Below are 11731 nucleotides of genomic sequence, written 5' to 3'. Positions count from 1 at the left end.
GGACGTTTCACGATGAGGACACCGGCTGTTCACGCACGTCATGGGATGATCGGAGTCGTGTGTGCGTGGATGAGGGGCGACGCGAATCGGGCGAGGGGCCGCGCGTCGAGGCAGCACCGAGCGGGACAGGAGTTGACCGATGGCACCCACTGATGACAAGCCCAATGCGTGGCAGCTCTCCGGAGACGACATCGGCAAGGATTCCCAGCACCTGACGGTGAAGCAGAAGAGTCTGCAGACACTGGCGGAGTACGCCATCGATCTGTACGACGTGTTCAACACCATCGAGGCTTGGACACACTTCGTGGAGAATGTCGACGGATTCGGAAATCTGCCCTCCGGCATCGCATTACAGGGCAAGTTCCAACGTGCGGGTCGCGATCTGAAGGATCGCGCCAAGAGCCACCAGACCATGCTGAAGGATTTGGCGCAGCAGTTCATCACCGCGGGCAAGCTGTACACGACGGCCGAAGAGGCGAACACCTCCGGATTCGATCGGCTCCGGAATGCTCGCTCCGCCCAGCGGCATGGCACTTGGAGCCTGCCCGCCACCGGAGCGACGAAGATCCCGGAATGGGGCGGCAAGACCGGACGGACCGATAAGTACGGTGGGCCGCCCGCCGACCTGAAGGCGTATGCCAGCGAAAAGGACGGCCGCGATACGACACCGGTCCGCGCGGAGCCGTCCAGCATCCTGGACTATCCGACCGCTTACAGCTGGCATCAATCCTTGATCGACGGCATGGGGCGCACCGCGGATGCGTCCGGCTACTGGAAGTCGATGGCGGACCGACTGGTGGCGCCGGCCACGAATCTGGGCAACCAGATGACCACGATGCAGACTTCGGGAAGCTGGAACAGCGACGCCGCGGTCAAGGCTGCCGGGGCGGTTCAGGCCTATGCGTCCGGTGTTCAGAACATGATCGCCGGCATGCAGAAGATCTCGGGCAACCTGTTGGACACTTCGGGTTGGCTGTGGGCAGCACAGGCGAATACGCCCAATATTCCGCCGGATCAGGTCGGGACCCAGTACGGGCGTGAGGAAGTCGAGCAGGCCAAGCGGATCTTCCGGGACTGGTACGTACCCGGGCTCGAAGCATCCAGCGATGCGATTCCGCTGATGGTGCAGCCGGTGAGCCCGGTGGTGCAGCCGACAGCGCCGCCACCGCCGGAAAAGAAGCAGAATACCGGGCCGGGCGGGGGTGGCGGTGGCACTGGCGGTGGCACTGGCGGCGGATCCTCGGCTGCCCAGTCGAGGGCGGCGCAGCAGGCGCTCGCCGCGCAGCGTCGGGCAAGCGAACAGGCTCAGAAGACGGCTGCAGACCAGCAACGACAGCTCGAGCAACAGCGGCAGCAGGCGCAGCACGAGGCCGCGCAACGCGAAGCCGCACAGCAACGCACCGCCGCGCAGCAGGCTGCACAGCAAGCCGCCCAACAAGCCGCACAGCAAGCCGCCCAACAAGCCGGTCAGTCCGCACAGCAGGGCATGGATGGTGTCAAGCAGGCACTCGACCAGGCCTCACAGGCGGCGGCCCAGCAAGCGCAGGCCGCGGCGGCAAAGGATATGCAGTCGGCCGGGCTCGCCGGGCTGCCTTCGGCACTGTCGGCGTTGAACAAGGACGCACTCAAGGCGGGCGGCGGCAGTGGCGGCGGCAAGGGCGGCGGCGGCGTCGGTGGCGGTGCGGGCAGCGGTGCTGGAGCGAGTCTTTCGCCCAACAGCCTGCAGAATTCGAAGTTGTTCCCGCGTGCGGCGGCTGCCGAGGCGGCAGGGCTAGCGGCGGCGAGCCGTGCGGGTATCGCGACCGCAGGTCAGGCGGGTTCGCCCGGCGGTATGGGGCCCGCGGGCCATGGTGCCGGCCAGGGGCAGAACAAGGAGCACAAGCGCGCCGCGTATCTCGATTCGGTCGAACACATCGAAGAGGCGCTGGGCGACGCGCCCGTCGTCGTCAAACCCGTTGTCGAGCAATGAATCGCACCTGGAAGTACACCGACCTGGAGTTCATCGTCCAGTGGGAGGCGCTGGAGCAGGACTACCTCCCGGAACCGTTCGTATACACCTGCCGCACCTGGGTGAACGAAGATTACGTAGCCGAGCGGAACGAGGCGATGGATCGTCTCCGGCGAACCGGAGACCGATCATTCGACAGTGTCCTGGAGGTGTTGGCCTTCCCGGACCTGCGCATCGTCGCGGAGGGCTACGATCCGGCGGACCCGTGGAACGCGCAGGCACCGGTTCGGCTGCACGGTGTCCGACGCGGTGACCGCGGCTATGTCTTCTCCGAGTTGTGCGGCGAAACATATTGGCATTCAGGTGGTTTCACAGCGAACGCATGTGATGCCGTTGATCTGGCCGGTGCGATCGTGCGGGCGCTGCCGCAGGTCGAGCCGGGCCGTCGTGCCGACGTGGTGCTGTCCACCCAGGACGAGGGTGACGGCCTGGATTATTCGCACGGCCGGTCCGCGGTGCACGACACTTTCGACGACACGGTCGCCGATCGCTCCACGGAATTCCTGGCGTTGCCGTCCTCGTGCACCGGGACGATCGATGTGATCCAGGGCAGATCTCGTTTCGGGCCGCGGGGGATCACCCGGCATCGGCTGGAGTGGCGTGACGTCCGAGACGACGGACGCTATGCGATCGATGACCAGAATCCGCCGGTGGCGCGGTCGGTCGATGCGAACAAGCTTGTGTCGATGATCAATACGCGGGTCGCCGAGGTGGTCCGCGCGATCAAGGACGAACGGGTCTGATTCGAACTGGATTCGGCGATTAGGAGGCGACTGGTGAACGACGAGCAACAGGCATCGGTCGAATGGACCGCGACCTCGCGTAACGGCGCGATTTCGGTGCGCACCACAGAACAGGGTCTACCACTTGGTATTTCGATCGAACCCGCCGAATTGAAGCGGGATCCACAGGGTTTGGCGGCGGAGGTGTTGCGGCTGTGCAAGCAGGCGGCCAACCGGGCCGGGATGGCGCGCAGGGCGGAGCTGGCTGCGGCCGGGGTGCCCGCCGACATGCTGGCGCTGACCGGTCTGCCGACCGCGCAAGAGGTGGCGCACCAAGAGTTCGCCGAGGAGCAGGAGTACGAGACGGAGCCGGACAGTTGGCTACGCCAAGTCTAGTCCCATTGCGCGAGAGGAGCTTTCATCATGTACGAGACCATGGACGAACTGATGGCCAGCGTGCAGCGGCGGCTGTACCGGATTCGGGATCTGACCGACGATATGGCCGGGGTGCGCGGCCGGGAGACCGCGCAGGACGGCTCCATCACCGTGGAGGTCGACGGCAGTGGTGCGCTGGTGGATCTGCAGTTCTCCCAAGCTGTTTCGACGATGACGCCAGCCGAGTTCGAGTCGACGTTGGTGGCGACCGCGGCGGCTGCGGTGCGGCGCGCCTTCGATCGGCGTAGCGAACTGGTCACCGCGTTCAACGAGGAAGTTGCCGAGTAGACACCCGACGTTCATTCCGCCCCCGTAGAACTTTTGTCAAGAACCTTAAGTTTGTGCAAATTTGCTTTCGGGCCTTGCAGTCCGATTGGTAGGTTCTCAGTGTTGGTCAATTGCATTACTGGATCGGGGAATACGATGAGCGATGTCGTAGCAACACCAGATGCGATTCGTGCCTACGGGGACGCGGCGGTAGCGATGGCGACCGGGGTGGCGACCGCGGGAGCGTTCGATCAGGTGGCCACTGTCGCGGCGGCCGCGCCGGTCTTCGGCCTGATCGGCCAGGACTTGCTGATGGCTTACGGGTACGCGCAGTTCAATCACGTGAGCTCGGTGTTCGAATTGGCCGGTGTGCACGCGGGTACCGCGCTGACGGCGCACCAGGGCGCCGCCGCCTACGAAGCGGCCGAGGCGGCATCCGGCGCCGAATTCGGCGCTGCTGGCGTCTGACAATGAACGCGCCGCTAGACCCGTCGATCGTTGATCTACTGCGTGGCAGTGCCCTTGCGCCGCTGATCGATCGCCCGGTCGACGACATTCTGCGGGATATGGGTCTCGGGCCCCTCCCTAGTATCAACGGGCTGCCACCGTTGCCCGAACTGCCGCCCCTGCCGGTGATCGATCTGGCTGCACTGGCCCGGCCGCTCACCGATATGGCGAGCGGTTTCGGCACCGGAACGCTCGGCGCGAGCGCGGGCGGTGGACCCGATCCGACCAAGGTGCTCTCCGATACCGCTCAGGCCGCGCAGACCGCGATCCAACTCGGCACCCAGGCGCTGCAGACGGTGATGTCGCTCTGGCAGGGATTGGCCGCGATGCAGGCGGCGAACAAGGCCGGGCAGGCCGCGGAGAACGGCGCGGAACTCGCGACCCAGAGTGCACACGAAAAGGCGACGCTGGTCGGCGGCGCGACGTCGGTGGCGACCGGTGGCGCGCTGCTCGCGGCCGTCATCGCCAAGTACATGGCCACGGTGACGGCGGCCTCGCCGTGGCTGGCTACCGGTGGCGGACAAGCGTTTATCGCGGCCGCGACGGTGGAGGCGATCACCGAGGGCGTCGCGGTGGTGACCAAGACGCGGATCGAAATGACCGCGCATTCGGCGAATATGACCGCGGCGGGCAAGAAGGTCAAGGTCACCAACGCCCCCAAGGGCGTCGACTCGATGCAGCAGGTGATGCAGATGCTCACCCCGCTGATGACCATGGCGCAGACCGGCGCGCAGACGCTCACCCAGGTGGCGACGCAGAGCGCCACGCAGGCCCAGAAATTGCAGGCCGACACCATCGCGAAGGAACAGCAGGAACGCGAGGCCAAGGAGCGGGAAGAGGCCGAGCACACCGGCGCGGGTGGTGATGGTGCGGGCGGCGGTGGTGGTGGCGGTATCGGCGGTATCGGCGCGGCACCCATTGCGACGCCACTGAGTCCGTGGACCGGTCCGCGCGCCGCCGGACTCAGCGGCGTCGCCGGTTTCGGCGCATCCGGAAGTGCTTCCGCCGCAGTCGAATCCGCCGGCGCGGTGCGCAGTGCCACGGGCGCTCCCGGCAGTCCGGGCATGATGCCCTACGGCGCCGGGGCGGCCGGTGCGCGCGGGGCCGGGGATGCGGGCGGCGATATGCCGACCTTCCTGGTCAACGCCGAACACGGCGAAGAGGTCGTCGGTCCGATCGAAGGGGTCTCGCTGCCGGTGGTCGGCGCGGCCGAACAAATTTCGGAGCCACCACCCGATAAGGAACTCACCCTCTAACGGTTGATCCGCGGTGCGAATTCAGGAGGTTGCGATGGCAAGCGGCGGTGGGGATTTCGATGGTGTGCTGTTCGATCCGGCGGCGGCCCGCGACGCGGCGGCCCGGCTGGACGGGCTGGCGGCCCGGTTGGAGGCGGAGTTCGCAGAGGGCTCGCCCGCGTTGACGGTGCCGCCCGCAGGTGTCGACGAAGTGTCGATGCGGGCCGCACAAACAATGAACGATGTCGCGGGCTCCTACGGCCAGAGTGCGGCCGCCGGAATCGTGGAGCTGCGCAAGCTGGCGGCGACGCTGCGCTCGCAGGCCACGCAATTCGGTCGCGCCGAGAACGACAGCGTCGCCGACTTCGCCATCCCCGGCGCGGCCTGAACATCAGCGAAAACGACACGGAGCAACAATGATCGAACCACCGCAGCCCGGTTTCACCGGTGTGGTCTGGGGCGCGCGCGAGCCGGATCGGCTGGCGTGTGAACTGTCCACCGGTCCCGGTGCGGTACCGATGGCCCAGGCCGGTGCCGCGTGGGCCCGCTTGGCCACCGGTTTCGGTACGGCGGTTGCCGAATACGAACTGATCGTCGCGTCGATGCGCGGCGCGTGGCAGTCCACCACGAGCGGGCCGGTGCTGGATCGGATCTCGATGCTGCGCGACTGGCTCGCCGATGCCGCGACCGCCGCTGGCAATAACGCGGTGCGCGCCGAAACCCAGGCCGCCGCCTATGAATTGGCCCGGTTGACCATGCCGCACACCGCCGAGATCGCCGCGATCCAGGCCGTGCAGCGGATGCTGGAATCGATCGGCGGCGCGCTCGGCGCACCGATCAAGGCAGTGGCGGCCGATGCCGATGCCGACGCCGATATGGCGAAGGCGGCCGCCTCGCGGGTGATGCAGACCTATGAGGCCGCGACCGAACCGCTTGCGGCCCCGTGGATTCAGCAGGAACCGCCGGTGATCGCGACCCCTGAGGCGCTGGCGGCCGAGGAGGCGAGCGCGACGGTATCCGCAGGGTCGGCCATGCCCGCGCTACCCGGGGTCACGCCCGGAATGTTCATGCCGGGCGGGATCGGCGCCATCGTGACGGCGGCGAAACTACAGCCTTATCGCGCGCCGGTCTTCACCGAAGCTCCCGAACCGGTGCAAATGACGACACCGCAACCGGTTTCGACGACCGCGAATGCGAGTTCCAATGCGCTGCCGATGGTTCCGGGCGCGATGGGGGCGGCCGGGGCAGGCGAGGACGAGGAATACGCGCCCCGCGCGGGTGCGGTGACCGGCGACGTCATCGGCGCCGACCTCGGTATCGTCTCCGCCCCGGCCGTGCTCGGCGCGCCGCAAGCGCCTGCCGCAACGGCCACCGGCCAGACGGCCTCGGGAGGCGCCGGATGACCACCATGACCAACGACGGCCTGCTCGTGATCGCCGAACGGCTCGGCGTCCAAACCTTGCCGCTGGTGCTATCGGTTGGGCCGCAACAGGATTCGTTCGATGCATGGGTTGCGGCCCAGCAGCGCGCGACGACCGAACTCCTCGGCGCCGGCGTGCTCGATGCCGAAGGCGATGTCGAACCCGAACTGGCCGATGCCATGTTCACGCTGGCCCAGCCCGATCGCGAACTGGTGGCCCGGATCTACCGCACCGAACCCGATGCGACGTCCGCCGTGACCCGAATCTGCTTGGCCCGCCGCGGCGAACATCATGCGGTTGCGGTGCGCACCGGCGATATCTTCGACGTGCGCACCGTGTGGGCGGACGGATCGGGCGAGGCGCTGGTGCGGCCGCTACTCGACGCACTCGGCCCCGCGACGCCCGCGGACGTCGTCAATTTCAGTGCGTTGTCCAGCGAACTGAGCGAGCGGCTCGCCGCGGCGCAGACCTCCGCGGATTACGCGGACGCGGTCTACGCCCTCGGCGTCACCGATCGCGACGCCACCGCCTATGGGCTGGCGTTGGCCACCTGCCATACCTTCGCCGAGATCGTGGCCTACGCCCATCTCGACGGCACGACCACCCGGCCGCCCGGCGCGGTCGCGGTCTATGACACCGGACGCGGTCGCATTGTGGCCGCGCCCGGTATTGCTGCGGATCAGCAGGTCTGGTCCACGGTGACACCGGGTACCGATCACCGTATCGCGCAAGCGACTTCGGCCTTGATCGAATCTCTGCCCGGGGGAAGGTGGCTTCCGCAGTAGACCCTGAGGGCGTGCTGACCTTTTCGAGCGACCCGCAATCGATCGCTACGGCAAAGCTCGCCAACCTTCCGGCGATGTCATCCGACATCGTTGCCGGGCATTGGAATCACTACACGAGAGGGTGTCCACGATGAGTGGTGAAGGTGTACACGTAGACGAGCCGACCGCGAAGAAGGCCGAGGAGTTCATGGCCGCGGCGGTCGACAACATGCAGCGCACGCTGAAGAAGATCGACGACGAGGTCGCCGCGGCGACCCACTGGGAAGGCGATGCGAAGGCGGCGTTCGTCGCGGCCTCCACCAACTGGGCCCAGCACTCCCAGGAGCTGCACAAGAAGCTCAACGCCATTACCGAGCAGGTCGGTCACGGTACCCAGCAGTACATCCAGATGGAGCAGCAGAACCAAGAGGGGTTCCAGCACATCAGCCTGTAGTCGACTGGGCCAGAACATCATTCAGTCTTCGATTCGGAGGAACTCATCATGACGATGGCATACGCCAAGGGCCCGATGACAGCCCTGTTCAACGACCTGGTCACGCTGCACGGCGACCTGGTCAAGTACGGCAGCGATATGGAGGATGCGGGCGGCGTGCTCAAGGTGGCGTGGGAGGGCAACGTGGCCCACGCCAGCTTCAAGTCGGTCTACGACGCCTGGCACAACGAGTACGGCGACACGCTCACCTCGCTCAACAATGTCGCGGCGGCCGTGGAGAATTCGCTGCACCGCGCGCTCGGCACGGACGGCAAGATCGGTGACGGCTTCGGGGCCTGAGCCCGCCAGGTCGACCATCCGGCCGGTCCATCAGCGCTGCGCTTGCGGGCCGGCCGGATTCAGTTCGGACTACCGTGCGTCGGACTACCGTGCTGCGGTGAGAGATTCGCCGATGTAGCGCATTTCGTCGGGTGTGGTCACCATATTGACTGTCGCACTCGCCGTCGAGGTCCGCACGGTGATCAGGTTGGGAGCCGAAATATCTTGCACCAGAACGATATCGGCATCGAACTGTCCGTCCGGCTGCTCGGGCGCACGGACGTGCACAATGGTCGCGCCACCGGTCAATGCGGTGGGTGCGATGCCATCGAACACCACGACGGTCGCGGTGGGCATGGGCCCGCCCGGCTGTGGCGGCGTGACGTGCTGACCCGAACCGGCGAACCGTGGCGCGAGCGAAAGCGAATGCGGTGCATCGACATTGACGACCATGGACTGCCAGGCCTCGGGTCGGTCGGTGTGCACAACGGTGTGCGCCCCGAGGGCGATCGCGCGCAGGATCACCTGCTGGGCCAGATCCAGCCGTCCGATGACCTCGAGATGTCGGGTGCCGTCGCCGATCAGTGGCACCGCGATGCCCTGACCGGCATTGTCGGCGCCGATCAGCTGACCGCACCCGGCGGTGGGTACGGCGATACCGTCGAGCGCGGTGAGTGGGCCGCGGTAGTCGCCCGCGCTGTCGCCGTCGCGGCGAGCGGTGCGCGCGGGCAGGCAGTCCAGCAGGGCGCGGAACTGTTCGCCGGGCAGGGTGCGCAGTCCGGGTACGGGCGGCTCGACCGGTTCGGCCACGGTATCGAAGCGGACCAGCGCACCGAGCGTGATCGGCGGGGAGTCGGGCTGGCGCCCATCGCCGGGGCGTCGCGCACCGGGCCGCAAGCGCACGGTGACCGTGGTGGCCAGGCTCGGGGTGGCCCAGATATCGGCGAAACCGCGCGATCCGATCAGCTCCGGGCCGATCTCGTAACTGGTGAGGTGTATGCCCTGGTGCACCAGCGATTTCGGGGTTTCGGCGAATCCGTCCAATGCGATGCCGCGGGTGAGTTGGCGCACCGCACTGTTCATTTCGGTGGCGGTCAGCACCGATACCGAGATCTCGCGGGCGGCCAGTCGATTGGCCACCCGTCGGGTCGCGATGATCGCGGTGCGCAGCGCGCCAGCGCCTCCGCCGCCGCGATTACCGACGGCCTCGGCATTGGCGAGCGGATCCAGCCGCAGCACCAGCCAGACCGTGCGATGCGCGATGGCGGGCAGCGGGCCGATGATGCGGTCGTAGAGCTGGGCCACCGGGCCGCCGCCCGCGGTCCGCGCGCCGGTGCTGATCACATCGATGGAGGCCAGGTTGATATCGAATTGACTGAGGCAGCGAGCGATTTCGGTGAGCGGAAGCACCTGATCGGTGGACAGCGAACCGCGCCGCAACAGGGTCAGCGCATCCGGCGGCGGGTCGATGCGCAGCATGGTGAGCAGCAGGTTGCCGTCCCAGCGCACGCCGTAACTGCCGCCCTCGGGCAGCGGTACGTCGAAGGCGGCCTGGCCGGTATCGGCGGGGCCGGGCCGGGTGCGCCGCCACCGGAACGCGATCGCGCGCGCCAGCATTCCAGCGATATTGCGTGGTTCGCGCCGCCGCACCGGTGCGGCGCCGACGATGAGGACAACCGCGCCGACGGCAATGACGGCTGCGGTCGGCGCATGGCAGGCGGTGGCGATCCAGGCCGCGGTCGCGGCGAACAACGCCAGCGGAATCATGAGTCGCAAAGGGATTTGGCGCAGCAGCCAGAATTCCGGATCGCGCAGTGTTGTGTGCGTTGTGTTCACGGAGTTTTCGTTTCCGGTTTCTTTACGCGTGTTCGCTCCGGAGTCGGTATCGCGTTTGTTCACAGCCCCGTCCACGATAATCAGACCAGTATTGCGATAACACTACCGCGCCGCACCTTTGTTCGTGGGGACAGCAGTTGTTTGCTGAATTGTCGCTGAATTGACAGGGTGTGCCGAACGATACTGTAATTATCCTGTTCCTTCCGTAGTCCGATGGAGACCATGTGCCTGCTCAGCTGACCACCAAGGCCCAGGTCAATGGCTACCGTTTTCTGCTGCGACGGCTCGATCACGCGCTGGTCCGGCGTGATGTCCGAATGCTGCACGATCCCATGCGATCTCAGGTGCGTTCGATGCTCGTCGGCGCGGTGCTCGGCCTGCTCGTGGTCGCCGGATCGGCCATCTTGGCCTTCCTGCGCCCGCAGGGCTCGATCGGCGACGCGAATATCGTGATCGGCAAGGACAGCGGTGCCCTGTACGTGGTCGTGGCCGAATCCGAGGACAAGAAGGACGATAAGCGCCTGCATCCGGTGCTCAACCTCGCCTCGGCCCGGCTGATCAGCGGCAGCAACGAATCACCCAAATCGGTGAAGGATGCGAAGCTCTCCTCGATGCCGCGCGGCCCGCTGCTCGGCATTCCCGGTGCGCCCGCGGCACTGCCGGGTTCGATGCAGGGCGGTCGTTCGGACTGGTCGTTGTGCGAGACGGTGCAGCTCTCGGTTACCGGCAGTGCGGCTGCGGCGAGCGGCGTCGAAACCGCGATCTTCGCGGGTAAACCCCAACTGGACGAACGTGTTCGGGCGTTGGGCCCGTCGGATGCGCTGTTAGTGCGTCGCAACGATAAGACCTATCTGATCTACGACGGCAAACGAGCGGAGCTCGACCCGGGCAACTCGGTGCTGGCCCGTTCGTTGAATCTGGCCGGGCTCAAGCCGCGGCCGGTCGGCACCGGCCTGCTTGATGCCGCGATCGCGGTTGCGCCGCTGGCCGTGCCGGATATCCCGCAGGCCGGACAGCCCGGTCCGGCAAAGCTTTCCGATGTGCCGGTCGGCGGTGTCATCGCGGTCGGCGGCATGGGCCGCAACGATCAATCCCAGCTGTACCTGGTGCTCGCCGACGGCGTGCAGCCGATCACCGATTTCGCCGCGCAGGTCGTTCGCACCGCGAATTCCCAGGGCATGCGCGAGATCAAGGCCGAGCCGCCGGACGTGCTGACGAATATGCCGGTGCTGCACCGACTCTCCCTCGACCACTTTCCCGCGACCACCCCGAAGATCCTGTCCGCTGAAGATGCCCCGGTCACCTGTCTGAGCTGGGCGAAGGGACGCGAGCCCGAGAACGACGCGACCGAAAGTCCCACCGACCGCGCGACGATCAGCATGCTCGCGGGCAACCGCCTGCCGCTGCCGGGTTCGGCCGAGCCGGTGAGCCTGGCGACCTCCGATGGCACCGGCGATCGGATCGATTCCGCCTACATCCCACCGGCATCGGGTGAGTTCGTGCAGGTAACCGGTACGGAGCCGGGCAGTTTGCGGCGCGGCGGCCTGTTCTACGTGGCGGACAACGGAATCCGCTACGGCATCCCGGACGTCGCGACCGCCCAGGTGCTCGGCTTGAGCGAGCCGCGGCTGGCCCCCTGGTCGATCATCGGCCAACTGGTGCCGGGACCGACACTGTCCAAGAACGACGCGCTGGTCAAGCACGATATCCTGCCGGTCGGAAACTGATCGCGGCCTGGACGTTTCCGGCGTTCAGGCCATAAGC

At 66.8% G+C, this 11731-nt stretch carries 13 protein-coding genes; 12 read left to right on the top strand and 1 reads right to left on the bottom strand.

Features of this window, described 5'->3' with window-relative positions; translation table 11 throughout:
* The first annotated feature begins 139 nt into the window (after positions 1-139).
* The 11 genes from ACQP1G_RS41635 (at position 140) to ACQP1G_RS41585 (ending at position 8152) form a co-directional block, all read left to right on the top strand.
* Positions 140-1969, top strand: a complete 1830-nt coding sequence (locus ACQP1G_RS41635; protein WP_433195526.1) for a hypothetical protein — start codon at positions 140-142, stop codon at positions 1967-1969.
* Positions 1966-2751 carry an ESX secretion-associated protein EspG gene (locus tag ACQP1G_RS41630; RefSeq protein WP_433195524.1) on the top strand — a complete coding sequence of 262 codons (786 nt, stop codon included), beginning with the start codon at positions 1966-1968 and terminating at the stop codon, positions 2749-2751. The genes ACQP1G_RS41635 and ACQP1G_RS41630 overlap by 4 nt, the downstream gene beginning before the upstream one ends.
* A gap of 33 nt (positions 2752-2784) precedes the next feature.
* Complete coding sequence (locus tag ACQP1G_RS41625; protein ID WP_433195522.1) at positions 2785-3126, top strand: hypothetical protein; 342 nt, start codon at positions 2785-2787, stop codon at positions 3124-3126.
* 27 nt (positions 3127-3153) lie between these two features.
* Positions 3154-3453, top strand: coding sequence for a YbaB/EbfC family nucleoid-associated protein (locus tag ACQP1G_RS41620; RefSeq protein WP_433195520.1), 300 nt, complete (start codon positions 3154-3156; stop codon positions 3451-3453).
* A 135-nt stretch (positions 3454-3588) separates the two neighbouring features.
* Positions 3589-3900 carry a hypothetical protein gene (locus tag ACQP1G_RS41615; RefSeq protein ID WP_433195518.1) on the top strand — a complete coding sequence of 104 codons (312 nt, stop codon included), beginning with the start codon at positions 3589-3591 and terminating at the stop codon, positions 3898-3900.
* A gap of 2 nt (positions 3901-3902) precedes the next feature.
* Positions 3903-5195, top strand: a complete 1293-nt coding sequence (locus ACQP1G_RS41610) for a hypothetical protein (protein ID WP_433195516.1) — start codon at positions 3903-3905, stop codon at positions 5193-5195.
* A 34-nt stretch (positions 5196-5229) separates the two neighbouring features.
* On the top strand, positions 5230-5562 hold the full coding sequence (locus ACQP1G_RS41605; RefSeq protein WP_433195514.1) for a PE family protein: 333 nt from the start codon (positions 5230-5232) through the stop codon (positions 5560-5562).
* Between the two features lie 28 nt (positions 5563-5590).
* Positions 5591-6577, top strand: coding sequence for a PPE domain-containing protein (locus tag ACQP1G_RS41600; protein ID WP_433195512.1), 987 nt, complete (start codon positions 5591-5593; stop codon positions 6575-6577).
* Positions 6574-7380: an ESX secretion-associated protein EspG gene (locus ACQP1G_RS41595; protein WP_433195510.1), complete on the top strand. Its 807-nt coding sequence runs from the start codon at positions 6574-6576 to the stop codon at positions 7378-7380. Before ACQP1G_RS41600 ends, ACQP1G_RS41595 begins: the two co-directional genes overlap by 4 nt.
* Positions 7381-7510: 130 nt before the next feature.
* On the top strand, positions 7511-7813 hold the full coding sequence (locus ACQP1G_RS41590; RefSeq protein ID WP_433195508.1) for a WXG100 family type VII secretion target: 303 nt from the start codon (positions 7511-7513) through the stop codon (positions 7811-7813).
* 48 nt (positions 7814-7861) lie between these two features.
* Entirely contained in the window at positions 7862-8152 is a 291-nt protein-coding gene (locus ACQP1G_RS41585) for a hypothetical protein (RefSeq protein WP_433195506.1), read from the top strand.
* An 84-nt stretch (positions 8153-8236) separates the two neighbouring features.
* Here the strand turns inward: ACQP1G_RS41585 and eccE are convergent, their stop codons facing one another.
* Positions 8237-9967 (bottom strand): type VII secretion protein EccE, encoded by a 1731-nt coding sequence (gene eccE, locus ACQP1G_RS41580; RefSeq protein WP_433195504.1) that lies wholly within the window; start codon positions 9965-9967, stop codon positions 8237-8239.
* Positions 9968-10191: 224 nt separating this feature from the next.
* On the opposite strand from eccE, the gene eccB reads away from it, so the two are divergent.
* Positions 10192-11694 carry a type VII secretion protein EccB gene (gene eccB / locus ACQP1G_RS41575; RefSeq protein WP_433195502.1) on the top strand — a complete coding sequence of 501 codons (1503 nt, stop codon included), beginning with the start codon at positions 10192-10194 and terminating at the stop codon, positions 11692-11694.
* The last annotated feature ends 37 nt before the right edge of the window (positions 11695-11731 follow it).

This window comes from Nocardia sp. CA-107356, from assembly GCF_050946365.1.
Taxonomy (GTDB): Bacteria; Actinomycetota; Actinomycetes; order Mycobacteriales; family Mycobacteriaceae; genus Nocardia.
Note: the sequence above shows the minus strand (reverse complement) of the source record. Positions and strands in the feature narration are given on the sequence as shown.